At 65.0% G+C, this 24,222-nt stretch carries 22 protein-coding genes (1 of these 22 cut by a window edge); 9 read left to right on the top strand and 13 right to left on the bottom strand.

All coding sequences use genetic code 11. From position 1 onward, the window contains the following. Positions 1 to 14: 14 nt before the first annotated feature. The 4 genes from ACFR99_RS14415 to ACFR99_RS14400 all read right to left on the bottom strand — a co-directional run bounded on the left by ACFR99_RS14415 (position 15) and on the right by ACFR99_RS14400 (position 5,879). Positions 15 to 3,326, bottom strand: a complete 3,312-nt coding sequence (locus ACFR99_RS14415) for an ATP-binding protein (RefSeq protein ID WP_390288530.1) — start codon at positions 3,324 to 3,326, stop codon at positions 15 to 17. Continuing rightward, positions 3,319 to 4,530 (bottom strand): chemotaxis-specific protein-glutamate methyltransferase CheB, encoded by a 1,212-nt coding sequence (gene cheB, locus ACFR99_RS14410; protein WP_390288528.1) that lies wholly within the window; start codon positions 4,528 to 4,530, stop codon positions 3,319 to 3,321. Before cheB ends, ACFR99_RS14415 begins: the two co-directional genes overlap by 8 nt. Beyond that, complete coding sequence (cheY, locus tag ACFR99_RS14405; protein WP_092935047.1) at positions 4,527 to 4,889, bottom strand: chemotaxis protein CheY; 363 nt, start codon at positions 4,887 to 4,889, stop codon at positions 4,527 to 4,529. Before cheY ends, cheB begins: the two co-directional genes overlap by 4 nt. A gap of 195 nt (positions 4,890 to 5,084) precedes the next feature. Then, on the bottom strand, positions 5,085 to 5,879 hold the full coding sequence (locus ACFR99_RS14400) for a chemotaxis protein CheW (protein WP_390288526.1): 795 nt from the start codon (positions 5,877 to 5,879) through the stop codon (positions 5,085 to 5,087). 161 nt (positions 5,880 to 6,040) lie between these two features. On the opposite strand from ACFR99_RS14400, the gene ACFR99_RS14395 reads away from it, so the two are divergent. Then, on the top strand, positions 6,041 to 6,499 hold the full coding sequence (locus ACFR99_RS14395; RefSeq protein ID WP_390288524.1) for a chemotaxis protein CheW: 459 nt from the start codon (positions 6,041 to 6,043) through the stop codon (positions 6,497 to 6,499). A 24-nt stretch (positions 6,500 to 6,523) separates the two neighbouring features. Here the strand turns inward: ACFR99_RS14395 and ACFR99_RS14390 are convergent, their stop codons facing one another. The 4 genes from ACFR99_RS14390 to ACFR99_RS14375 form a co-directional block, all read right to left on the bottom strand. Continuing rightward, positions 6,524 to 7,294: a DUF5803 family protein gene (locus ACFR99_RS14390; protein WP_390288522.1), complete on the bottom strand. Its 771-nt coding sequence runs from the start codon at positions 7,292 to 7,294 to the stop codon at positions 6,524 to 6,526. 1 nt (position 7,295) lies between these two features. Next, complete coding sequence (locus ACFR99_RS14385; RefSeq protein ID WP_390288520.1) at positions 7,296 to 7,976, bottom strand: DUF2110 family protein; 681 nt, start codon at positions 7,974 to 7,976, stop codon at positions 7,296 to 7,298. Further along, positions 7,976 to 8,500 (bottom strand): transcription factor, encoded by a 525-nt coding sequence (locus ACFR99_RS14380; protein ID WP_390288518.1) that lies wholly within the window; start codon positions 8,498 to 8,500, stop codon positions 7,976 to 7,978. The genes ACFR99_RS14385 and ACFR99_RS14380 overlap by 1 nt, the downstream gene beginning before the upstream one ends. A 176-nt stretch (positions 8,501 to 8,676) precedes the next feature. Next, the gene (locus tag ACFR99_RS14375; protein WP_390288516.1) at positions 8,677 to 9,240 is read right to left on the bottom strand and encodes a tRNA (cytidine(56)-2'-O)-methyltransferase; all 564 of its coding nucleotides are present in this window, start codon (positions 9,238 to 9,240) and stop codon (positions 8,677 to 8,679) included. Between the two features lie 110 nt (positions 9,241 to 9,350). On the opposite strand from ACFR99_RS14375, the gene aroA reads away from it, so the two are divergent. Continuing rightward, positions 9,351 to 10,649 carry a 3-phosphoshikimate 1-carboxyvinyltransferase gene (aroA, locus tag ACFR99_RS14370; protein WP_390288514.1) on the top strand — a complete coding sequence of 433 codons (1,299 nt, stop codon included), beginning with the start codon at positions 9,351 to 9,353 and terminating at the stop codon, positions 10,647 to 10,649. A 30-nt stretch (positions 10,650 to 10,679) separates the two neighbouring features. On the opposite strand, the gene ACFR99_RS14365 is transcribed toward aroA, so the two are convergent. After that, positions 10,680 to 14,033, bottom strand: a complete 3,354-nt coding sequence (locus ACFR99_RS14365) for a PAS domain S-box protein (RefSeq protein ID WP_390288512.1) — start codon at positions 14,031 to 14,033, stop codon at positions 10,680 to 10,682. Between the two features lie 202 nt (positions 14,034 to 14,235). Between ACFR99_RS14365 and ACFR99_RS14360 the strand changes: the two genes are divergently transcribed. Beyond that, entirely contained in the window at positions 14,236 to 14,574 is a 339-nt protein-coding gene (locus ACFR99_RS14360; RefSeq protein WP_390288510.1) for a DUF7344 domain-containing protein, read from the top strand. A 3-nt stretch (positions 14,575 to 14,577) separates the two neighbouring features. On the opposite strand, the gene ACFR99_RS14355 is transcribed toward ACFR99_RS14360, so the two are convergent. After that, positions 14,578 to 15,309 carry a DICT sensory domain-containing protein gene (locus tag ACFR99_RS14355; RefSeq protein WP_390288508.1) on the bottom strand — a complete coding sequence of 244 codons (732 nt, stop codon included), beginning with the start codon at positions 15,307 to 15,309 and terminating at the stop codon, positions 14,578 to 14,580. Beyond that, complete coding sequence (locus ACFR99_RS14350; protein WP_390288506.1) at positions 15,306 to 15,677, bottom strand: DUF7344 domain-containing protein; 372 nt, start codon at positions 15,675 to 15,677, stop codon at positions 15,306 to 15,308. The genes ACFR99_RS14355 and ACFR99_RS14350 overlap by 4 nt, the downstream gene beginning before the upstream one ends. Before the next feature lie 139 nt (positions 15,678 to 15,816). On the opposite strand from ACFR99_RS14350, the gene aroC reads away from it, so the two are divergent. After that, positions 15,817 to 16,968, top strand: a complete 1,152-nt coding sequence (gene aroC / locus ACFR99_RS14345; protein ID WP_390289121.1) for a chorismate synthase — start codon at positions 15,817 to 15,819, stop codon at positions 16,966 to 16,968. Between the two features lie 411 nt (positions 16,969 to 17,379). Here the strand turns inward: aroC and ACFR99_RS14340 are convergent, their stop codons facing one another. Further along, the gene (locus tag ACFR99_RS14340; protein WP_390288504.1) at positions 17,380 to 18,039 is read right to left on the bottom strand and encodes a helix-turn-helix domain-containing protein; all 660 of its coding nucleotides are present in this window, start codon (positions 18,037 to 18,039) and stop codon (positions 17,380 to 17,382) included. A gap of 350 nt (positions 18,040 to 18,389) precedes the next feature. Between ACFR99_RS14340 and ACFR99_RS14335 the strand changes: the two genes are divergently transcribed. From ACFR99_RS14335 to ACFR99_RS14315, 5 genes are all read left to right on the top strand, one after another. After that, positions 18,390 to 19,169 (top strand): PHP domain-containing protein, encoded by a 780-nt coding sequence (locus ACFR99_RS14335; protein WP_390288502.1) that lies wholly within the window; start codon positions 18,390 to 18,392, stop codon positions 19,167 to 19,169. A 207-nt stretch (positions 19,170 to 19,376) separates the two neighbouring features. Continuing rightward, entirely contained in the window at positions 19,377 to 20,423 is a 1,047-nt protein-coding gene (locus ACFR99_RS14330; RefSeq protein ID WP_390288500.1) for a thiamine pyrophosphate-dependent dehydrogenase E1 component subunit alpha, read from the top strand. Beyond that, positions 20,420 to 21,421, top strand: a complete 1,002-nt coding sequence (locus ACFR99_RS14325; RefSeq protein ID WP_390288498.1) for an alpha-ketoacid dehydrogenase subunit beta — start codon at positions 20,420 to 20,422, stop codon at positions 21,419 to 21,421. Before ACFR99_RS14330 ends, ACFR99_RS14325 begins: the two co-directional genes overlap by 4 nt. A gap of 12 nt (positions 21,422 to 21,433) precedes the next feature. Further along, positions 21,434 to 22,456, top strand: coding sequence for an NAD(+)/NADH kinase (locus ACFR99_RS14320; protein WP_390288496.1), 1,023 nt, complete (start codon positions 21,434 to 21,436; stop codon positions 22,454 to 22,456). Positions 22,457 to 22,517: 61 nt separating this feature from the next. After that, complete coding sequence (locus ACFR99_RS14315) at positions 22,518 to 23,027, top strand: VOC family protein (protein WP_390288494.1); 510 nt, start codon at positions 22,518 to 22,520, stop codon at positions 23,025 to 23,027. A 27-nt stretch (positions 23,028 to 23,054) separates the two neighbouring features. Here the strand turns inward: ACFR99_RS14315 and ACFR99_RS14310 are convergent, their stop codons facing one another. Beyond that, positions 23,055 to 24,222: the 3' portion of a 2-oxo acid dehydrogenase subunit E2 gene (locus tag ACFR99_RS14310; RefSeq protein ID WP_390288492.1), read on the bottom strand. It continues 659 nt past the right edge of the window; 1,168 of the gene's 1,827 nt are visible here — the last part of the coding sequence; its start codon lies off the right edge, out of view; the stop codon is at positions 23,055 to 23,057.

The following is a 24,222-nucleotide window of genomic DNA, read 5'->3' as shown; positions in this document are numbered from 1 at the left end:
ATGTTCGCGTTCGTTCATAGTGTCGTCACGTCCAGGATGTTGACTACCTCCCCCCGCCCCCGAACCGTCGCACCGCTGATCCCCGGGACGCCGCTCATGAAGCCTTCGAACGGCTTGACGACGACCTCCTGTTGGCCACGGATCTCGTCGCAGTGCAAGGCGACCTCGCGGACCTCGTCGCGGATGCGGACGACCATCCCGTCGTCGTCCGCACCGGAAGCCGGCGTCTCGAGGACATCGGCCAGCGAAACGACCGGGTAGTCGCCGACTTCTCCGGGGAGGATGGCCTCGCCGTCGACAGTCTCGATCGCCCTGGCGGATTCGACGTCGCGGACCGCTTTGGTCGGGACGCCGAACTCCTCGCCGCCGCTCTCGACGAACAGGATTTCGTCGATCGCGACGGTCACGGGGAGGGTCATCGTGACGGTCGTCCCCGCGCCCGCCTCGCTGTCGATCGAGACCGTCCCCTCGAGGTCCTCGACCGTCCGCTTGACGACGTCCATGCCGACGCCGCGGCCGCTGACGTCGGTCACTTCGTCGGCTGTCGAGAGGCCAGGATGGAAGATGAGGTCGTAGACCTCCTCGTCGGCCATCGCTGCCGCCTCGTCTTCTGTGAGGACGTCAGCGTCGACCGCTTCAGCCCGCAGTCGGTCGGGATCGAGGCCGCTCCCGTCGTCCTCGACCGTGATCGTCACGCGATCGCGTTCGCGGGTAGCGTGGACCTCGACCGAGCCTTCAGGGGGCTTTCCGGCCGCCTCGCGTGCGTCGGGCGATTCAATCCCGTGGTCGACGGCGTTGCGAACCAGGTGGATCAGCGGGTCGCCGATCCGATCGAGGATACTCCGGTCGAGTTCGACGTCCTCGCCGGTCATCTCGAAGGCGACCTGCTTGTCCTGGTCCCGTGCGATGTCGCGGACGACCCGTGGCAAGCGGTTCGTCACCGTCTCGAGGGGGACCAGCCGAATGTCCATCACTGTCTCCTGGAGGTCGCCGGTCAGATCGGACAGCGCATCGAGTTCCGTCTTCAGTGCACCGTCATCGCTGTCGGACTCTGCGGCGTGACGGAGGCGAACGCGGCTCGTCACCAGCCCCTCGACGAGCGTCAGCAGCGTATCGATCTGCTCGATGTCGACACGAACCGACTGGATCTCGTCTCCCTCGTCGTCTGTGTCCGGGTCGTCGTCCCGGTCGGGGATGTCGATATCCGGAATCTCGAGGTCAGGCTCGTCGACGATCTGTACGCCGTCGGTGTCCCCACTGGCATCCGAGTCGGCCCGCTCCTCACCGAACGACGCCGTCGCCGACGGACTCGAGTCGTCGGTTGTCGCCGTCTCGAATCCGGAATCGGCGCTGCCGAACGCCTCTGTGCCGTCGAACGCCTCGTCGTCGAGGACGTCCTCGAAGTCGTCGTCGGCCCCCTCGAACGAGTCAGTCGTGGGCTCGTCGAACCCACCCTCGTCGAATCCATCGTCGTCGAACGAGGCAGTCGCCGTCTCGAACGGGTCCGACTCGGCCGTCTCGCCTCCGAATCCGCCGTCGGCATCCGAAGAATCGAACGCGTCGTCGACAGCCGATGCGCCGAACGTATCGTCGGTATCGGTGGTATCTGCACCGAACGACTCGTCAGCGACGGCATCGCCGTCATCGACTGTTTCGGCAGCGGTCTCGAACTCGTCGGCGGGTTCGAAGCCAGTGTCGTCGGTGGCAACGTCACCCTCGTCGGTGTCCGCCGTCTCGACGGATTCGGCAGTCACTTCTCCGTCACTGCCCGATTCCGCTGGCGTCTCGTCGTCAGCCCCGGTGTCAGCAGCGACGTCGTCGGCGAACGCCTCGTCCGAGTCCGTTGTCGATGCCATCGTCTCGAGGCCGTCCGCCGTCGCTGTCGCGCCATCGTCGGCGACTGCGTCTTCGACCGGCTCGTCGGCTGGCTCGAGATCGTCCGCACTCGTCTCGTCGCTCTCGATGATCGCATCGACGTCGAGATCATCGAACTCGCCGTCGGCGTCGCCGGCGTCGTCGGCTGACGCATCGACCAGCACGTCGTCGACTTCGCTTTCAGACGTGTCCTCGTCGAGAAACGAATCGTCGGCGGCGTCCTCGCCGAGGAGTTCGTCCATGCCGACTTCTTCCTCGTCGTCGAACTCGTCGAACTCGAGTTCGTCGAGCTCGTCTTGCAGTTCGTCGAAGCCGACCATCTCGACCTCGTCTTTGAGTTCGTCGAAGACCGCACTGGCATCGTCGACCTCGTCGTCGGGGTCGTCGACGGCAGCCGCGTCCGCAGCCGTCGCCTCGGCGGTCTCGGCGCTCGTCGCCGCGTCGGTATCGGCCGCCGTGGCGGGTTCGGCGGGCGAGTCGCTCGGCTCGTCGTCGATCTCGGTGATCTCGTCTTCCCCGAGCAGATCGTCGAACGAGCCGGCCTCGCCCATGTCGTCGAAGGCCTCGAGTTCGTCATCGTCGATGTTCTCGACCTGTTCGTCCAGATTGTCGAACTCGTCGAACTCGTCGAGGAGTTCGTCGACTTCGAGCTCTTGGGCCTCTTCGGACGAAATGTCGTCGCCCTGGTCGGTGTCGGCTGCAGTCTGAACCGACTCGTCGGGGGTCTCGAACCGGTCGGTCACGTCGACGATCTCGAAGTCGTCAACCTCATCGACCGGCTCGAGCCCAGAGGCGATCGCGGCTTCGCCGACGGCGGTGGCGAAGACGGCATCGAAGTGGTCGCCGTACTCGTCGGCGTCGATCCGAGACCGGGGTGGATCGGTGCCGATCAGATCGAAGGCGTCGATCAACGCCTTGACGACCAGCGTTCCGTTGTTGACCCCCTCGCGCTCGGCGATCGCGAGCCGGGCGAGGTAGACGTCGTGGTTGTCGTCTGCCGGCGGATCGAACCGCGAACACACCGCGTCGATCTCGTCGTCCGGGGGGACGGCGAGTCCCGTCCCCGCCTCGTCGTCCGCACCGTCGAGGCGGCTCCGAAGCGCGTCGATCGTTGCCGATGGATCGGTCTCGATTTCGCCGTCCGCAGCGACCTCGTCGACCATCGCCTCGAGTTCGTCGACGGCGTCGAAGATGTCGTCCATCAACCCCGGGGACACCTCGAGGTCGTCACCGCGGACGGCGTCGAGCAGGTCCTCGATCGCGTGGGCGAGGTCGCTTGCCGACTCCAGGCCCATCGCCCCGCAGTTACCCTTGAGCGTGTGGGCGATCCGGAAGATGTTGTCCATCGCCTCTTCGTCGTCGGGATCGCGCTCGAGGGTGAGCAAGGCGTTGTTCAGTTCCGTGATCCGTTCTTCGCTTTCCTGCACGAAATCTGTCAGATAATCAGTCATCGTTCTCACCGTCCGTCGTGAACGCGTCGACGATGGCGTCGACGATCCCGTCTGCGGGTGCGACCGTGTCGACACAGCCGGTTTCGATTGCCTGACAGGGGATGCCAAAGACCGGGCTCGTAGCCTCGTCCTGTGCGATCGTGTAGCCGTCGGCGGCTTTGATCGCCTCGATACCGGCCGCGCCATCGAAGCCCATGCCGGTCAATACGACTCCACAGAGCCCGTCTTCGACCGCCGTGGCGGCGCTTTCCATCGTCACGTCGATCGACGGCCGCACGCCGTGGACCCGCTCACCGTCGCTGAGGCGCAAACGGAGACAGTCGTCGACCGCGGAGCCGACCTCGAGGTGGGAGTCACCCGGCGCGACCGCGACTTCGCCGGGCTCGAGCCACTCACCGTCGGACGCCTCGAAGACGTCGTATGCGCTGTGTGTGTCGAGCCGATCGGCGAACCGGTCCGTGAATCCAGGGGGCATGTGCTGGACGACCAGGACCTTCGCCTCGAGGTCGACCGGCAGTCGCTCGAACAGGCGTTCGACGATCTTCGGGCCGCCGGTCGACGCGCCGAGGACGATCGTCGGCGCGGCTGTCCGATCGGTGGGCAGCGACGCCGCGTCCGCGTCGGCTTCGGACGGTGTCTCGATCCTGGGACGTGCGGCCGGTCCAGCCGTCCCGTGGTCGGCGTTCACCTGGACATCGACACTCCCGACGGCGACGGCGTTTCCGGTGGCAGTGCCCTGCCCTGGATTGCCGGCGAGTCTCGAGCGGGTCGCGTGGGCCGTCGCGGTGGCCCGGGCGAGCGCCACCGTCGAGACGTTCGCCTCGGCGAGATCGTCAACCTTGTCAACGACCTCCTTCGTCAGATCGATCATGGTCCGCGAGTCGGAGCCGTCGGGCTTGTGGAGAAAGTCGACGGCCCCGCGCTCTAAGGCGTCGAGCGTCGCCTCCGCCCCGCATTCGGTGTGAGCGCTGAGCATCAGGATCGGGACCGGATTCGTCGTCATGATCCGTTCGACAGCGTCGATGCCGTCTAACTCGGGCATCTCGACGTCCATCGTGACGACGTCCGGGTCGAACGTTCCGGCGAGTTCGACGGCTTCTGAGCCGTTCACAGCCGTTTCGGTCTCGTAGCCAGCCTCGCCGAGCGCGTTGCCGATGACTGTCCGCATGAACCTCGAGTCGTCGACAACGAGTACTCTCGTCATGCAGCGACGACGTCTGAGAGAGCCTTTCTGACGCTGGGTTCTTCGAACGGTTTCGTCACGTAGCCGTCCGCACCAGCCTTCACGGCGAGTTTCATCTTCTCACGCTGTCCGACGCTCGTACACATGATGACGCGGGCATCCGGGTCGATCTTCTTGATCGCCGCGGTCGCCTTGATGCCGTTGCATTTGGGCATCACGATGTCCATCATGACGATGTCGGGGTCGTGTTCTTTGTACATTTTGACGGCTTCAGCGCCGTTGGACGCCTCTCCGACGATGCGGTAATCTTGTTCCAGAATCTGGCGCAATAAGTTTCGCATAAAATGAGAGTCGTCCACGATGAGCACCCCTGTCGACATTCAGTAGTACACCAAATTCTCGTAGCAATACAACTACCATAAATGCTGTCTCCCCATTATCAGTCGTGATAAACCTCGGAGACGGCCCGGCAATCCTGTCCGAAACGTGGGCACGAACTCACCCGGTCACGGCAGTTCGCACGCGTCTAGCGGCCCGACTTCACCACCGATCGTGACTGTCCACGAGCCGCCCGCTCACTGCTGTCCCGACGCCAACAGCAACCGCTCGACGTCGATGAGTGCGGTCGCCTCGAGGACGGTCTCCTGTGGCTCGTCACTCCGCCCGTCCGTGTCGGGGTCGTCGCGTGCGTCGTCGGCCGATTCGATCTCGAACGGCTCGCCGATCGAACTGCCGAAGCCACCGCTTGCATCGCCGGCCGACGACAGCGTCGCCGCGTCGTCCGTGCCGGTCCCGAAGACGCCAGCACCGTCATCGGTGTCGCCGCCTGCAGACACGCCCGCAGTCGTGGTCTCAACTGACTGCTCCCGTTCTCGTTCCCGTTCCTGCGTGACGAGGGCAACGACCAGTGGGTGCTCGAGGGCGTCGCCGGAGAGGGGACTGTCGGCGACGCCGTCGTCGTCGATCACGTTGCTTTCGGGGACGACCTCGACGCCGAGCACGTCGTCGACGCGGATCGCGGCCGACTGCTGGTCGCTCGGACGGTCGAAGACGACCAGTCGTTCACGATTCGAGTCGGTTTCGGGCGTCGGGAAGTGAATCCGTGGATCGATGACCGCCGTGATCTCCCCACGGAGGTCCATCAGACCCTCGATCGCCGGTGGTGTCCGCGGCACGCGAGTCACCTCGGTTGGCGGTTCCGTGACCGTTCTGACCACGTCGACCGGCAGGGCGAACTGGTGGTCACCGACGCGGACGAAGACGAACTGAACGAACTCTTCGTCGTCGCCGTTCGCGCTGTCCGACTCGCGAGTCCGATCGGCGTCGTCGATATCGATTCCGAGAAGCTTTTCTGAGAGATCCGGGGCCATCGTCCTGTTCGTGTATCAGACCCCACCAATAAAACGTTGACTCTGACGTGTGTGTTCAGGCAGATTAGATTTCGTCGGGGTCGCGCCGTCCCCACCAAGTATCGACATGCCGGTGGCCGATTCGGTGAGCTTATTTTCTCTGCAGAACGCTTTCATATCAAATGGGACCGGCACCGAACCACGATGGGGCCACCGACGACGAACGGGTGACCGTCCTCACGTTCGATCTCGAGGACCAACGCTACTGTGTCAGGGCCGCGTCGATCGTCTCGGTCCTCGGCATCGCGGACGACTCCGCGCTCGCCGACGCCGCCGATCCGTGGAACGCAGGGGCGATCACCGTCGCCGGCGAGCGAGTCAGGGTGGTCGATCTTCCCCGGGTGTTCGGGTCGTCGTTTCGCACGACGGCTCGCGTCGACGCGCCAAAACTGCTCGTCTTCGATACCACCGACGACGACGGCCGGTATTACGGCTGGCTGGTCGACGAGGTTGGCATGCCACGCGACGTCCGACGCGGGGCGCTCGAGCCACCGCAGGTGAACACGACTCACGTCAAGGGCAGAGTCGAACTCGAGGGACGAGAAGTCGTCTGGCTCGACGAGCGAACGATTCACGAGTAAGACGGCCGAGTGACCGACAGCGGACTACAGGAGTCCGGGCGGGCCGTCATCCGAGTCGTCGTCGAGATCGAGGCCGAACTCCTCGCGTTGTTCCTGTAGTTTCTTGACCTGCCGGTAGTAGTAGCCGATACCGATGGCCCCGAGCAGGCCGACCGCGGTGAGCAGGCCGAGGAACAGCGGAATGTCTCGGGAGAGGTAGTACCGGAGCGAGATCGTGCGATCCGTCTCCAACTCGTCCCAGGTGAGCCGGACCTGGTCGTCGACGATCTCACGCTCGTAGCCGTTGGGCGAGATCTGGCCGAACAGGAAGTTCGACGCCCGATGGTTCTCGGGGAGTCGCACCTCGTACGAGCCTGCGACGTAGACCGGCAACTGGAAGCTCTTTCGGCCGACATCGCCGGAGAAGGCGAGCGTGCCGTTCTCGTCGGGCACGACGACGGTCGTCTCCGACCCTCCCTGTTCGATCTCGAGGTCCGAGCCGTTGACCTCGGTCCCGTTGGGATACCAGTAGCGAACGCTGCGGATATCGAGGGGTTCCTCGCTGTAGATCGTCGACTGGGACAGGGAGAGTTCCTCGGTGCCGCTGAGATCGTAGACGGCTCGGTACTCGCCGCCGCTGAGCAGGTCGCCGTCCTCGAGTGCGATCGTGACGTCGGCGTCGCTGTCACGCACGTCGCTGTAGTTTTGCTCGCGGTCGAGTTGCTCGTCGGAGATGCCGCCGGAGAACGCCGAGCAGCCGGCCCCCATCAACAGTAGGGCGACCGCGACCGTCGCGAAAACGAGCCGGCGATTCATACTAGGGAACGACACAGCGCAGTTCGGCCGGGAGGTACTCGCCGACGCTGGCGAGCAGCCCCGGCGGGTCGGTGTCTTCGGTACAGACGACGCTTTGCTCGAGCAAGCCGAGTCGCTCGACGGTGACGTAGTCCTGTGCGTGGCCGGCGCGGTTGAGCGTGGCCCGCACTTCCGCGCGGGTGGCGCTGTTGACGTTGAGGCGGCCGTCGCCACGGGTCCACTCGTAGAGGCGGTCTTGCGTTTCCTCGGCGAGCCGGGACGGTTCGTTTTCGCCGCCGTAGACGAATTGCAGCGGCATGTGCTGGACCAGCCCGTATCGGTCGCGGATCTGCGTCGCCGACCCCGGACCGAGTCCGAGTTCGTCGGTCGGAATCCGGACGCCGTCGCCCTGTCCCGCATCGAGGACGAACCCGTCGTCGTCCCAGGATTCGAGCGTCCCGGTGTAGGTCTCGCCGGCCTCGAGGTCGGGGACGATCTCGCCGAACTCTTCGCGGAGGACGTTGCGTGCGACGGTCGCGTCGTCACCCTCGATTGTCACCGACGGGAAGTCGTCGTGGCGGACGCCGATGTCGAATTCGACGTCGAGTTCGCCGATCTCGTTGTTGACAAGCGAGCGCAACGAATCGAGCGAGCGCTCGCGGGCGTCACCTTCGACGTACAGTTTGGTTGCGAGTACGACCATTAGGCGTCCGCGTCGATGTTGAGTTCGTCCTCGAGCGCGTCGAGGCGGTCGTCCATCGCAGTGACCAGGCGGTCGTTTTCCATCGATTCCAGCGGCGAACCACATTCGGGGCACTCGAAGCCGAAGTCCATCGCTTCGCCGAACTCGAAGCGGATGGAACAGATCTCACAGAGGTAGAACTCGTGGTTGCGCTCGTACTCCCGGCGCTCTTCGAGCGCGTCGTGGAGTCGGTACATCTCCTCTTCTAGATTTTCCGGAATGTTGTCGTACTCGAAGGTCCAGAGGTAGGTCAGCCACCCCGAGTCCTCGTCGCGCAGCCGTCGATAGGTGGCGAGATCGTTCTCGTAGAGAATGAACAGCGCGCGCCGCACGTCGTTCAACTCGAGGTCGAGTTCCTCGGCGAGTTCCTCGTCGGTTACCTCGCCGTCCGGAGGTGCCGCCGCGACGGGCATCCCCGTGGGACCGACCAGCTCGTGCAAATATTTCTGAATTACTGGGTCCTCGAGCAGGTCCTCAAAAGCCATTACCTACACGTAACGGCATGGAGCCATTAAGTCTTGTTAACTCCCGCGCATCATGTCGTACCGAGTCGCGAGTAGACAGGGGGCGGCGACCGGCTCATACGGTTTGCTGTCACGATGTACCGGTGGGACCGCAGGGCGGTCGCGGTTGCACCGGTAATGACGTACAGTAGACCGTATCAGTCGTGGTGTTCGTCCGCGTCGTCGGCCGGCACGACCCGCTTGCCGGTCTCCATCGGAACTACACGCCGATCGGCGTCGTCCCACTCCTGGTCCAGTTCCCGGCCCTCGAACAGCCGATCGAGGAAGACAGCCAGCCCCGCGACTTCGGAGTGGGGCTGGTTGGTGACGCCGACGTTCCAGTCGGCTTCCTCGTAGACGTCGAAGGAGACCTTCTCGGAGCCGACGACGAGCAACAGCGGCTCGCCGTCGTCGCTGTGGGCCGTCCGGATCTCGGCTTCGACGTCCTGGACGCGCTCGCCGTACATCGTGAGGTGGACGACCTTCCCTTCCCAGTTGCGGATGACGGCGTGGGGTGAGTCGGTCAGTTCGGCCGCGAAGGGGCCGCCAAAACGGTCGGTGATGTCCCTGACGGTCTCGAGCGATTGGCCGGCGTTCTCGGGAAAGAGGACGCGGTCGGCACCCAGCGCCCGCGCGGTCAGGCCGACGTGGGTCGTCATCCGCTCGTCCCGGCCGGGGCGGTGGCCGAGCCGAAGGACGGCGACCTCGCTGTCGTCGTGCATGCTCGGGTTCACTCTCGGAGCGGGTTAGGGGGTTTCGCTTTCGATCCGCTCGAGCGGGTCGGACTCGCAGGATCGGTATCGGTAAGACGGGGCCACTCCACAGGGCGACCATGAACGTCACTCTCACGCCCTCGCGGGTCGCCGGGACGGTACGGGCACCGCCATCGAAGAGCTACACCCATCGTTCGATCCTCGCGGCGGGCTACTCCGGCGAGGCGACCGTCCGCGACGCCCTCTGGAGTGCGGACACGCAAGCGACCGCCCGCGCGGTCGAACTGTTCGGCGGCGACATCGACCGACGAGACGACGGCACGCTCGAGATCGACGGCTTCGACGGCCGCCCCGCGGTCCCGGCGGACGTCATCGACTGTGCGAACAGCGGCACGACGATGCGGCTCGTCACCGCGGCGGCGGCGCTGGCCGACGGCACCACCGTCCTGACTGGCGACGAGTCCCTGCGGTCCCGGCCGCAGGGCCCGCTACTCGAGGCACTCGCGGATCTCGGAGCCGAGGCCGAAAGCACCCGCAGGAACGGCCAGGCCCCGCTGGTCGTCACTGGCCCGCTCACGGGCGGCACGGTCTCGATTCCGGGCGACGTCTCCTCGCAGTACATTACTGCCCTGCTGATGGCCGGCGCGGTCACCGACGAGGGGATCGCGATCGACCTCGAGACGGACCTCAAGTCCGCGCCCTACGTCGACATCACGCTCGAGGTGCTCGCCGACTTCGGCGTCGACGCCCGCAAAACTGACGACGGCTTCGCGGTCGACGGCGGACAGTCCTACGCACCCGCGGGCGGCGAGTACGCGGTCCCCGGCGACTTCTCGTCGATCTCCTACCCGCTAGCGGCGGGTGCGATCGCCGCCGCCGAGGACGAGACGGTTCGCATCGAGGGCGCCCACCCCAGCGCACAGGGCGACAGCGCGATCGTCGAGATCGTCGAGCGGATGGGTGCCGATGTCGACTGGGACCGGGACACGGGGACGATCGACGTCTCCGGGGCGTCACTCGAGGGGATCGAGGTCGACGTAGAGGATACGCCCGACCTGCTGCCGACGATCGCGACGTTGGGGGCCGTCGCCGATGGCGACACTCTCGTTACGAACGCCGAGCACGTCCGCTACAAGGAGACCGACCGCGTGAGCGCGATGGCCGAAGAACTCGGGAAAATGGGCGTCGAGACCACCGAAGAACGGGACTCACTGACGATCCACGGCAGCGCGTCGGAACTCGAGGGGGCGACCGTGTCAGGCCGCGACGATCACCGGATCATCATGGCGCTCGCGCTCGCGGGGCTGGTCGCCGACGGTGAGACCACCATCAAGGGTGCCGACCACGTCGACGTCTCGTTCCCTGGCTTTTTCGACATGCTCGAGGAGTTGGGCGTCGCCCTCGAGCGGCGGGAGTAACACGTCACTGCGGCGCGACACGCGACACAGTCAGGTCGACGTCGGCCCCGAAAGCAACGATTCGAAGACCTTCTTCTGTGCTCGTCGGAGATGTTGGTGGAACGTCGCCGGTGCGATCTCGAGCGACTCGGCGACATCTTCGCCGGACGCATCGCGGGGCCACTCGAAGAAACCGGCGTGGAAGGCGGCCTCGAGGGCTGCCCGCTGTCGGTCGGTAAGTTCGTCCGTCAGCACGTGCTGGACGCGTTCGCCGGTGGTGTCAGCACGTGTGGTCTGGCGGTGTTTCAGCAGTTCTGCGGTCGGGTAGGTCGTCTGTACGACGTCGATCGCCCGCCGAACGTCGGCTCCCGGTACGAGATGGACCGTCATCCGGTAGTCGCCGTCTTCGATGACTGCCCGCTCGATTGCTCCGCCCAGTGAGGCGACCGTCGACAGTACCGGCGGATCTGACAGACGGAGTTCGAAGGTCGTCGGCCCGCTTGCGGTCCGGTAGGTGACGTCCACCCAGTGTGGGACCGCGTCGACGAGCGCGTCCAGGCCCGCGATGGCATCTTCGGTGAGCGTCCCGTAGACGAGATACTCGTCGTTCTCGATGGGGACCATGTGGTCGATCGTGATCGTGCCGTCGGTTGTCACGCCAGCTCCGACCGCGGTGAAGATATCGCGAATGCGAAACTGGAGTTCGACCACGTCGTCGCTCATCAACGCCCGCTTGCGCTCGGTGGCGGCGATCGCATGGCCCACCACCTCCCCCAACTGACTGATGACCGCCCGTTCCTCGCCCTCGAACGCGTTCGGTCGGTCGGCGTAGACGTTCAATACGCCGTAGACGGTACCCTCGGAGACGATCGGGATCGCCGCCGACGAGCGAAAGCCGTACTGTTCGACGTGGTCGCGCCAGAGATCGTATCTGCTGTCGGCCGCGATATCCTGGGCGGTCTGGATCTCGCGCTCGAGAATCGCCTGGCCAGTCGGTCCTCGACTGCGCTCGTCGTCGGGATCGGTCGAGATCGTGATCCCGTCGAGGTACCCCTCGACGCCGGCCTCTGCTCGCAGGTTCACTGTCTGGGTGGCGACATCGACGTCGCCGATCCAGGCGAACAGGTACGAGTCCGTCTCGGCGAGACGCTCGCAGACGACTCGCTCGATTTCCGCGCGCGTCGACTGATCGATCACCTCGTCGGTGATGCTGCGGACGACGTCGTTGAGATTGTTGAGCACGGCGAGTTGCTCACGCTGGCGCTCGAGGTCTCGTTCATACTCTATGCGCTCGGTAATATCCTGAAATGCGCCGCGGAGGGCGACGACCTCGCCGTCGGTTTGCACGGGATCGCAAATGGTCCGTACCCATCGCCGCTCACCGTCCTCGGGTTCGATCCGGAGTCTGAGATCGTACGGTTCGCCGTCCTCGATCGCCTCGCGGATCCGCGATCGATCCTCGGGATGATAGAACGAGATCCCGTCCTCGAGATCGACCTCCTGCTCGGGCGAGAGGCCGTGGATCCGGTAGACCTCGTCGGTCCACCAGAGTTCGGCGGGCGTCGTGCTCACGTCGAGTTCCCAGGCACCCACGTTCGCCAGTTGCTGTGATTGTTCGAGCAGCTCCATCGTTCGCTCGAGACTGGCCTCGCGTTCGCGGAGCTGACGCTCTTTTCGCTTGCGCTCGGTGACGTCCTGTCCGATCACCATGCCCCGAAAGACGTCACCGCTGTCGTCGGTCACGGGCGCAACTTGCATCCACAGCTCGCGGCCATCCTGCGTCACCTCGAACGTCGTCGTTTCGCCGTCGAGCGCACGTCGATAGTCGGGCTCGATCCGGTCACGATCCGCCGACGGCTGGAGTAACGTCCCCACCGGCTCTCCGACGAGGTCGTCCGCGTCGACGTCACATCGCTCGAAGAGGTGCCCACCGACGAGCGTGTACTCGAGGTCCTCGTCGAAGAGCGCGACCATGCCGTTCGGGAAGTTCTCGACGAGGGTGCGATAGCGCCGCTCCGATTTCTCGAGTTCGCGTTCGCGTCGCTTCTGGTCGCTGATGTCGGTGAAATACACCGAGAGGCCCGACTCGGAGGGATACACCCTGACTGTCACCCAGATGTCGAGGACCTCGGAATACTGTTCGAAGCTCGTGGCGGTCTGGGTTTCCAGCGCCGTTTCGAGCCGGTCACGGATCGGATCATCGGCGTCGACGGATAGCGCCTGCCAGACGTTCCTGCCGAGCAGTTCGGACGCCGGACGGCCCAGCAGCGTTTCGGCGCGGTCGTTGACGTAGGTAAATCGCAGCTGGTCGTCGAACGCGTAGAACGCGTCGTCGATCCGCTCGAAAACTGTGTCGAGCTCTCTCTCGAGGTCCTCGCGCTGGCGTTCGAGGCGGCGTGTCTGCGCTTTGAGTCGCGTAATATCGGTCACCGTGACGACGACACCGCTGTCGTCGAGCGGCTCGGCGTTTATCGAGAGCCACCGGGTCTCCCCGTCGTGTCCCTCGACCAGACAGTGCTGGTCGACGACCGACTCGCCGGTCGCGAGTGCCCGCGCTGCCGGACGTTCGGGGGAGGGGATCACGTTCCCGTCCTCGTCGCGCAGGGGCTGATCGCCGAGGGCGTACGCGTCCGGATCGGGTTCGGCCAGCCCGAGGTACTCGATGAACTGCTGGTTGACGCGTCGCGCCTCGCCGTCGGCGTCGAAAATGCCGATTCCCGTCGGACTGACCGCGAGGACGCGCTCGAGGAGCGTTCGTTCGGCCTGCCGGGCGCGCTCCGAGCGTTTCCGGTCGGTCACGTCCTCGTAAAGTTCGATCCGTCCGCCGGCGTAGTCGCCGGACTCGATCGGTTTGCTCCGGTGCTCGAGCCACCGCGCCTCGCGGCTCCCACTCGCCGTGACGCGACACTCGAATCGTTCAGCATACGTATTGTCCTCGTAGGTCGCCAACACGGTATCGGCAAACGACGTGCTATCCTCGACGACCGACGCGATCCGGTCCGTGATGAGGTCGCGTTTGTCCCGCCCGAGGACGCGCTCGCGCTCGAGTCCGAAGTATCGTGCGGCCGTCTCGTTGATCCACGCCACCTCGAGATCCGGGTTCAAGACGAACAGCCCGATTTCGGCGTCGTCGAGCACGTCGTCGACGAGCGGGCCGGGGACGGCCGGTCTGTCTTGACTGTCGACAACCGTGTCGTCACCCGGCGGTCGCCACCAGACGCGTGCGCTCGCGCCGACTTTCTTGGTCTCGAGCCGCTCTCGCTCGACGAGCCGCTCGAGCCGGTCGTAGGTGCTCCGTCGGCCCAGCTCGAGTTGGGCTGCCACCTCACGGGTCGTTTGCGGGACCCCGGCATCGAAGCAGGCAAGCGTTTCCCGGAGGCTCTCGGTCAACGCGGAAGCCGTCATTGGTCTCCTAAAGTCGACTCGGCACTATAACCCCTCCGTCGACGGAGCCCGTATTGGGAAATGAAGCCCACATGCCCGCAGGTCACTCCGGCGTGCGGAAGCAGACATCGTCGTGACGGGCGACACACGTTCGGACCACGACGGCGAATACCTAATTATATCTAGCGTACGCTTACAGAAAGCCCGCAACGAGTGGAGAGCGATGACGCAGTCACGATGCGACCGTGTCGGGAAGTCTACCGACGTAGACGAGCGTACCGAGAGCGAGCGCTACCGATTGCTCGCATCCCAGCAGCGCCGACTCGCCCTCGAGCACCTCGCAGAACAGACTGCACCCGTCGAACTATCTGCGCTGGCATCGGCAATCGTCACACGAGCAGCCGACCTCGACCACGAGGACGTCGAGCGTGTCACGGTGTCGCTCCACCATGTTCACCTTCCGATGCTGGATCAGTTCGGCGTTCTCGAGTACGACGCCAACGCGACACGGATCGAGTCGTGTCCGAGCCCTGCCGACGTTCGCGCACTCACTACCCTGTGACGTCTACGAGGTGTCGTACGTCGTCTCGAGATACGTGACCAGCTCCGTGACCATCGCCGGATCGTACGTCCAGAACCCGTAGAACTCCCCCGGACGGCGCTCTTCTGCGAGTAACGCACAGGCTTCCTGTTCGTTGTCGCCACCGTCGAAGACCACGAACCAGTACTCGCCGAGTTCGCTGTCGCGCTCCGAGACGACGGTCACACCGTCGGGGACCGGCTCGGTCCACTCGTCGTCTATAAACACCGCGACCGTCAGCGAGGTGTGACTTCCGAATCGCTCGTAGACGTCTGTCTGTACCGCGAACGCCAGCGCGCGTTCGAACCCTGCGTACAACCGACCGGCCCCGACGCGCCACGCTCGTTCTTCGATCTCGCGGGTCGTTGCCAGCATCTGCCGGCGGCTGTAGGAGGTAAACAGCGTGTTCTCGAGGAAGCTAAACAGGTCCGATCGGTCGTCGTCGGTCTCGGCGAGCACCCACGGCGGGTGGATCCGCGGCGAGAGGATCGCCGCAAACTGATCGTGCCCCAGCGCGCCGCGAAACGCGCCGTCGACGCCCCGAACGATCACGAACCCTGCCCCATCGAGCGAGCCGAGCGACCGGTGGCGTACGTCGACGTTTCGCGTCTCGAACTGTCGGTGCAGCGCTTCGAAGATCGTGTCGTCGTCGGTGTGGACCTCGAGCGTCTTCCGCTGGCATTCGATCGTCTCGATGAGATCGGCGAGCGAGTTCATCGTTCTGGGTCGGTCACACCCAGCGCGTCGCTGACAGCAGCCGGAATGTCGGTGTCGGTGACGGCCTTCGCGTCGCTATCGAACGCGATGAATCCCAGGTCCGCGAGTCGGGGGAGGATGGCGTGATACAGCCACAGTCGAATTCGATCGCGGTCGGACGGCGCAGCGATCGTTCCCGTCTCACTGGCGTCTGTGGCGGCGACCACGTCGGCCAATTCCTCGAGCGTCGGCGTTGGATCGTCGTGGAGAGAGACGAGCACGTAACGGGTGTGGCGATCCCCAAGCAGACGAACGATGTCGTCGAACGGGAAATCATCGGCCGCTGCGTGGAGCGCACGCAGATTCGGGTCGAACTGTTCGTCGCCCATATCTAGTCGTGTGTTTCCAAATCACAAATAGATGAGCACGCCGCTTGCAGCGGCACACGATCCGATCGCCCGGACGGCGATTCGACCGTCGTGCGAGAATCCTGCAGGGCTAAGTGTCCCCGTCCCCGAGGACGTGGTAATGAACGGCAACCGCTTCGGTCGCCTTTTTCAGGTGACCACGTTCGGCGAGAGCCACGGGGAAGCGATGGGCTGTACCATCTCGGGCTGTCCCGCCGGCCTCGAGCTCTCCGAAGCAGACATCCAGGAAGACCTCGATCGGCGCAAGCCGGGCCAGTCGATGATCACGACCAGCCGCGGCGAGCCAGACGACGTCTCGATCAAATCCGGGATTCAGGACGGCTACACGACGGGCACGCCGATCGGGCTCGTCATCCAGAACAAGGACGCCCGCTCGGGCAAGTACGAGCCCTTCATCACCGCGCCGCGACCGAGCCACGGCGATTTCACCTACTCGGCCAAGTTCGGCACGCGAAACTGGGGCGGTGGCGGCCGCTCCTCCGCACGTGAGACGGTCAACTGGGTCGCCGCGGGCGCGATCGCGAAGAAACTTCTGGCGCGCGAGGGGATCGAACTCAAGGCCCACGTCAACCAGATCGGTGACATCGAGGCCCCAGAAGTGAGCTTCGAGGAGATGCTCGAGCACTCGGAAGAAAACGACGTTCGGTGTGCCCACCCCGAGACCGCCGACGAAATGCAGGACCTGATCGCGGAGTATCAGGAGGAAGGCGACTCCATCGGTGGCAGCATCTACTTCGAGGCGCAGGGCGTCCCTGTCGGCCTCGGTGCGCCGCGTTTTGATTCCCTCTCCGCGCGACTCGGCCAGGCCATGATGGCCGTCCCAGCGGCGACTGCCTTCGAGTTCGGCCTCGGCACGGAGGCCGCCGAGTGGACCGGCAAGGAGCGCAACGACGACTGGGAGTTCGACGACGAGGGGAACCCCGTTCCGGTCGAGAACGACCACGGTGGCATTCAGGGCGGCATCTCGAGTGGCGAGCCGATCTACGGTGAGGTCACGCTGCACGCGCCGACGTCGATTCCCAAGTCCCAGCAGACTGCCGACTGGGAGACCGGCGAAATAAAAGAGGAGAAAGTCATCGGCCGTCACGACCCCGTCCTGCCGCCCCGTGGGGTCCCCGTCGTCGAGGCGATGCTCGCGCTGACGCTGGTCGACTTCATGCTCCTGTCGGGCCGACTCAACCCCGACCGCGTCGACGACCAGCCCGGAGAGTACGACACGGACTACCACCCGAGCAACCCGCGCAACGAGTAGCTCGAGTCGTCAGCGATCCGACTTCCGTCGTCCTTCTCCGGACGTAACTCGTGATCGGTATTGATGGGAGGAATTACTCCACACAGTCGTTCGCAGGTGTGTCCAAAACCAGCGGCGCAGTCCGCCTGCGTACTGAACGGGCAGTACTGGTCAATCGGGCTTCTCCTCTCGGAGAGCGGGCGTCGTCGACTCTCCGACGACTTGGAACTCCGTTGAGTCACATTGACAGCCGGTTCTCCTCCCAATCGGTTGGATCGTCCCGTCAGTCCATTTTTGGACCGCATACGCGGACTGACAGCCGAGACATTTAGCGATCGTTCGTTTGCTCTCTCCATCGGGCATTGTATATTTAGTGTGGATGGCCAACAGCGTCAGACTGACTTCGTGTTATACAAAACCCTTTTATAATACCTATCGGTCTGGTTGTTCCGTATCGGGAAGCGTACTCCCGAGGATGTGCTTGATTCCACGCCGGAGACGAGACGCGACAGCCTGCTGGGAGATGCCGAGTTCGTCGCCGATGTCCTCCATCGTCACCTTGCGTGGTGACTCGAAGTAGCCGCGCTGATAGGCAAGGACCAGCGCCTCTTGCTGTGTTTCGGTTACCGCTCTTTCAGCGCCCGTCTCAACCGGCGTCAGTGCGTGGACTTCGGTTAGCACGATCGGGATATCCAGTTCTCGACAGCGTTGCTGGAAGGCTGCGATATCGCTTCGATCGTCGCCGCGGACATCGAACGTCCACTGCTGATTCGTGCCAACCGCTTTGATGAGCGGAATCTCCGTCTCGACCAGCGTGCTTAGCACGCCGGAGTACTCCAGCGCCCACTCGACACGTAACAGATACTCGTCTTCGACTGAATCGACGAGGCGAATGTCTCTTACTCCAGAATGGCCGGTAAACGCGCCCTCGATATCGTCGACCACGGTCCCACGCACCCAAAAGTACGGGACAACCACGTCCTGAGCCGGGATGATCCGTTCCAGTTCGATCGTCACGTCCGGCAACTGTTCAAATACAGTTCCCAACGGGAATTGCGCGGATGGAATCGTAAACGTCGCCTCGGTAGCCATTGACCAAATTGTGGCGGTCTGTCCGTAAATATCCGGCCCGAAGGCAGGGAATCGAGTACCGAACTGGTCCGACAGCCCCCGTTCGATACCTCATGGTGTATTGTGTATTTAGCACGACTCGCTGATCGTCATCCGTCCCCTGATGGAACAACCGCCGTTCAGTTCGCATCCGTCGTGAGCAGCTTTCCGTTTCCAATTGACGGCCAATAACGGCAGGAGGCGGTTATATGACAGCCCCTCGCTCCCTCCCACCGTCATCCGTCACCGAACGATACCGGCGAACGAAGTCCCCGGTTCGAACCGTGTTCCGCGAGCACAACTACTAACACGTCGCCCATGGTCGGCGATGTATGCGGGATTTTCACGTCCACTCGAACTACTCGGACGGCGAGTTTCTCCGGTCGATGGTCCGAGCGGCCGAGTCGGCCGGCCTCGAGGGCGTCGGCGTCGCCGACCACTGCAACGTGGCCACGCGCGAGCATCACGCGTCGATGCGCAGCGTCTACGGCTTCAATCTCGATCTCACCTACGAGCGCCGCCGACGGGGGATCGACCGCCTGCGCGAGGAGTTCGATCTCGCGATCTACGACGCCGTCGAGATGGACTACGATCTGCGCGACGAGGCTGCGATCGAGACGTTCCTCGCGGAGGCAGGGTTCGACTATGCGATCGGCAGCGTCCACGACATCGGCGGCCGTAACGTCCAGGTCTCGTCTAACTTCTCCGCGATGAGCGAGGCCGAACGCGACGCAGTCGTCGACGACTATTTCGACCAACTCGTCGCGCTCGTCGAGTCAGAACTCTTCGAAATCGCCGCCCACGTCGACTTGCTCGAGCGGACGCCCCCGCTTCGGGGTCGGGCGACCGACGACCACTACCGGCGCGTAGCGCAGGCGTTCGCCGAGTCGCGGACGATCCCTGAGATCAACGCTGGGCGGGCACTGTCCGACGCCGGCATCGTCCACCCGTCCGATCGGTTGCTGTCGCTCCTTCGTGAGTACGACGTGGCCGTGACCGTCGGCACTGACTCCCATCAGCCGACCGAGATTCCCAACCGTGTCGACTTCCTCGCCGAGTTCGTCGCCGAGACCGGCCTCGAGCCGGTCTCTCCCGACGGGCTCGAGCGGTGACGAAGAGCGGACGGGTACGATTGCGCGTCGACGGCGACCCATCCGCTGGGACGGACTGGTGGGCTCAGTTCCGACGCACTCGCGACGCTCGAATGAGATGAGTATCGAACCGTGAAAGTGACGCTTCGTATACAGTTTCCTGGGTGATACTACACAATTATAAATGCTAGATATATGTGGCATGGTGACGTACACCAGTACAGCCACATGGCAAATTTTGACCTTGAAACTGCAGACGGCCGACGGGAAGCACTACGCCGGATGGTAACTATCCGGGCGTTCGACGAAGAGGCAGGAGATCGGTTCGCAGACGGGGAGATACCGGGGTTCGTCCACCTCTATATCGGAGAGGAGGCGGTCGGCGTCGGCACCTGTGCGTCGCTTGACCCCGATGACTATATCGCGAGCACACACCGTGGCCATGGCCACTGTATCGCGAAGGGGCTCGACCCGAAGTACATGATGGCCGAACTCTACGGCAAGGCTGAGGGCTACTGTAACGGCAAGGGTGGCTCGATGCACATCGCGGACGTCGACGCCGGGATGCTCGGTGCGAACGGTATCGTCGGTGCGGGGCCGCCGCTTGCCACCGGCGCGGCCCTGTCGATCGACTATCAGGACCGCGATCAGGTCGCGGTCGGCTTCCTCGGCGACGGCGCGGTCGCCCAGGGGCAGGTCCACGAGGCGATCAACCTCGCTTCGACCTGGGACCTGCCGGCGATCTTCGTCGTCGAGAACAACCACTACGGGGAGGGGACCCCAGTCGAGAAGCAACACAACCTCGAGAATCTGAGCGACACGGCCCAGGCCTACGACATCCCCGGCGTGACCGTCGACGGCATGGATATCACCGCCGTCGCGGAGGCGGTCGCCCAGGCCCGGGAACGAGCCCGCGCCGGCGACGGGCCGACGATGGTCGAGGCACAGACGTACCGCTACCGCGGTCACTACGAGGGCGACGAGGAGCCCTACCGCGACGACGACGAGGTCGAGCGCTGGCGGGACCAGGACCCGATCGAATCGTTCAAAGACCGACTGATCGAGCGCGGCGAACTGACCCAAGAGGAGTTCGACGACCTTCGAGCCGAGATCGAGGCGACGATCGACGACGCCGTCGAATACGCACAGGAGACGGACACACCGGAACCGAGCGCGGCCTACGAAGACATGTTCGTCGACCAGCCGCCGGAACTCGAGCGATTCGCGAACGTCGCGCGTACCGACGGCGGCGCGAACGGAGGTGACAACCGATGACTGCACAGGCAGAACTGGAACTCGAAACCGAGACGATGACCGTACGGGAGGCGATCCGACAGGGCCTCCGCGAAGAACTCGAGCGCGACGAGGACGTCTACCTGATGGGCGAGGACGTCGGCCTCTTCGGCGGCGTCCTCGAGGTAACGGGCGGTCTCTACGAGGAGTTCGGCGAGGAGCGGGTCCGTGATACGCCGATCAGCGAGGCCGGCTTCATGGGCGCGGCGACCGGCGCAGCGGCGACCGGCACACGGCCGGTCGTCGAACTCATGTTCTCGGATTTCATGGGCGTCTCGATGGAGCAGATCATGAACCAGATGGCGAAGATGCACTACATGTTCGGCGGGAAAGCCGAACTGCCGGTCACCGTCCGGACCACCGAGGGCGGTGGCATGGGTGCCGCCAGCCAGCACTCGGGGACGGTCCACACATGGATCGCACACTTCCCGGGGCTGAAAGCGGTCGCACCGGGCACTGCCGCGAGCGCGAAGGGACTGACGAAGGCCGCCATCCGGTCGAACGACCCCGTGTTCGTCTTCGAGAACAAGATGATCTACGAGCAGTCGGGCGAGGTGCCGACCGACGAGGACTATACGGTCCCTATCGGCGAGGCAGCCGTCGAACGCGAGGGCGAGGACGTCACCGTCGTCGCCACCCAGCGACTCGTCAGCGAGTCCCTCGGCGTGGCCGACTCGCTCGAGGGCGACGTGAGCGTCGAAGTCATCGATCCGCGCTCGCTGTACCCACTCGATACCGACACGATCGTCGAGAGCGTCGAGAAGACCGGCCGGCTGGTCGTCGCCGACGAGAGCCCACTCTCGTACGGCACCCACGCGGAGATCGCCACGCGCGTCCAGGAAGAGGCGTTCTTCAGCCTCGATGCACCGATCCAGCGGGTCGGCACGCCGGATACGCACATGCCGTTCAGCCCACCGCTCGAACAGGAGGTCCTGCCCGGTGACGAAGACGTCAGAGCCGCAATCGAGCGGATCGCGTAGCGGGGGCTCCACGTGGCGACTATCGGACTGATCGTCAACCCCGCTGCGGGCCGCGATATCCGCCGGCTCACCGGCGGCGCGAGCGTCGTCGACAACTACGCGAAGCGCCGGGTCGCCGAGTGCGTGTGCGATGGCCTGACCGTCGCGGGCGAGCCCCTCGAAGTGCTCGTCATGCCCGACCGGACGGGAATCGCTGACCACGCGGTCGCGGAAGCACCCGCGGAGATAGATGCAACGACGCTCGAGATGCCGATCGAGGAGAGCCCGGCCGACACCCGTCGGGCGGCGGCGACGTTTCGCGAGGCGGCCGACGTTGTGGTCGTCCTCGGCGGCGACGGCACGACCCGTGACGCCGCGCTCGAACTCGGCGACGTCCCGCTCGTTGCCGTTTCGACAGGGACGAACAACGTCGTTCCCTCGGCCGTCGATGGCACCGTCGCGGGCGCAGCGGCCGCGCTCGTCGCGACCGGGACGGTTGCAGCCGACGCGGTGGCGACGCGACACGGGACGGTCGAGGCACGCGCCGAGACGCCAGCCGGCGAGCGGCGGCTGACCGGGCTCGCGGCCGCCGAAGTCTCCTCGCAGTCGTTTATCGGGACCCGCGCGCTGCTCGATCCGGCCGACCTCCGCGGCGGCGTCGTCTCGCAGGCCCATCCCGGCGACATCGGACTGCCAGCGGTCGCGGGCAGTCTCGAGCCGCTGTCGCCGGCCGACCCCGGCGGTGTCGCCATCCGACTCGCCGACCCCACGGACGCACCGCGAGCCGTCCGCGCGATCGTCGCGCCGGGCGTCACCGCGACGGTCGGCGTTGCGTCGTGCGAGCGACTCGAGCCGAACGAGTCCGCCACGTTCGACGTGCCCGACGGCGTCGTCGGTGCCGACGGCGAGCGCGAACTCGAGCTCACGGACGCGACGGTCGAACTGACGCCGGTCCCGGACGGGCCGCGACTCGTCGACGTCGACGCGACGCTCGAGGCGGGCGCACGAGCCGGCGCGTTCGAGGTCGCCCCCATCGACGAGCCGCGGACGGAATAGCCGGTGTCGGGGCGGCGGGCAAAGGGTTACGTCGACCGTTGTGGTACGGACTATCGCCACAATGGCAAGCGACAACATTCCACAAGTAGGAGTCGAGATTCCAGAACTATCGCAGGTCGCGTTCGTCGTCGAGGACATCGACGACGGGATGGACCGGTTCGGCTCGATCCTCGGGGTCGGCCCGTGGGAGATCTACCGGTTCGAGCCGCCGACGCTCACCGACCGGACCTACCGCGGCGAGTCACACGAGTACTCGATGGTACTCGCGCTCACGCAGCTCGGTGAGACGATGATCGAGCTGATCGAACCGCTCGAGGGAGAGAGTATCTACACGGAACATCTCGAGGACCACGGCGAAGGGCTCCACCACGTCGCCTGTTTCGCGTTCGACGATCCGCACGCGGTCGTCGAGGAGTTCGAAGACGCCGGCCTGCCGGTCATCCAGAGCGGCAACTACGGCGGCACCGAGTACTGGTACTTCGACACGGCCGACGAACTCAACGGCGCGATCTTCGAGACCGCGGCGAACGTCGACGCGATGCCGGAGCCGGACCGGACGTATCCTGAGTAACGGATCGCCAGCCGGTCCGTCCCAATTTTAGAGCCGGTCCCAGGAGAGGTCCAGTTCCAGGTCCTCCCGAAGCATCTGCGAGACGTGACAGCCCCGTTCACCCAGATCGACGAGCCGGTCGACGCTCTCGTCGTCTTCGTCGGTTGCGAGCCGAATCGTCGCTGTGATCTCCTCGACTGTCCCTTCGTCGGGCGTGGCGTCCACGTCGACCTGGATCTCGTCGACCGACATGTCGCGTTTGCTCGCCTGGAATCTGGTACTCAGCGAGAGACACGAGGCGAGGCCGCCAAGGGCGACGTCGACCGGGGTCGGGCCGGTCTCGGTGCCGCCGCTGGATTCGGGTTCGTCGTACGTCCACTCGAAGGAGCCGGCCTCGATGCGACCGCGCATTCCTTCGGGATTCGTGGCGGTAACCGATCGGCCGGGCATCTCCGTCTCAGCCGCTCGGTCGGCCGCGTCGGCGACGTCCTCGGGAAGAAGCGGCCACGGATTTTCGACGTGATCGACGAGCGTCTCGAGGAAGCGAGCCGCGTCCGCGCCGTCGACGACCCGATGGTCGAACGAGAGATCGAACGGGAGGTGGCGTCGCCACTCGATGCCGTCGTCGTCGCCGCGGGTCGGCTGTTCGGCGATGGCGTCGACGCCGAGGATGGCGACCTGTGGCGGGTTGATGATCGGATCGAACGCCTCGACGCCGAGGACGCCGAGATTCGTCACGGTGAACGTCCCGCCCTGCAGGTCGTCCATGGTGTAGTCGCCGCTGGTCGCGCGGCCGACGAGATCCCGTCGCTCGTCGGCCAGTTCCGCCAGTGATTTGCTCCCGACGTCCGGGAGTACTGGCGCGATCAGCCCCTGTTCGATATCGACGGCGATCCCGAGGTTGTGCTCCTCCCAGAGTTCGTGGACGTCGTCCTCGAACGTCGCGTTGAACGCGGGGTGGTCCGAAAGCGTCGCCGAGATGGCCCGGAGGAGGACGTCCTGGACCGACACGTCGGCCTCGAGGGTGTCGTCGGCAGCGTCGGCAGCCGAAAGCAGCGCCTCGGCGTCGGCCTCGCGATGGACGGTCACGTGGACGGCTTCGCGATCGCTCTCGCTCAGCCGCGAGGCGATCGTCTTGCGCATTCCGCCGAACGGGCGTTCCTCTGCGAGCGTTCGGCTCGTCCCGCCGGTCTCGGCAGCGGCGGCCGCCTCGAGG

This window comes from Haloarchaeobius amylolyticus (genome assembly GCF_042678045.1).
Classification (GTDB): Archaea; Halobacteriota; Halobacteria; order Halobacteriales; family Natrialbaceae; genus Natrinema; species Natrinema amylolyticus_A.
The sequence above is the reverse complement of the archived record's forward strand: the minus strand, read 5'-3'. Positions and strand labels throughout refer to the sequence as shown.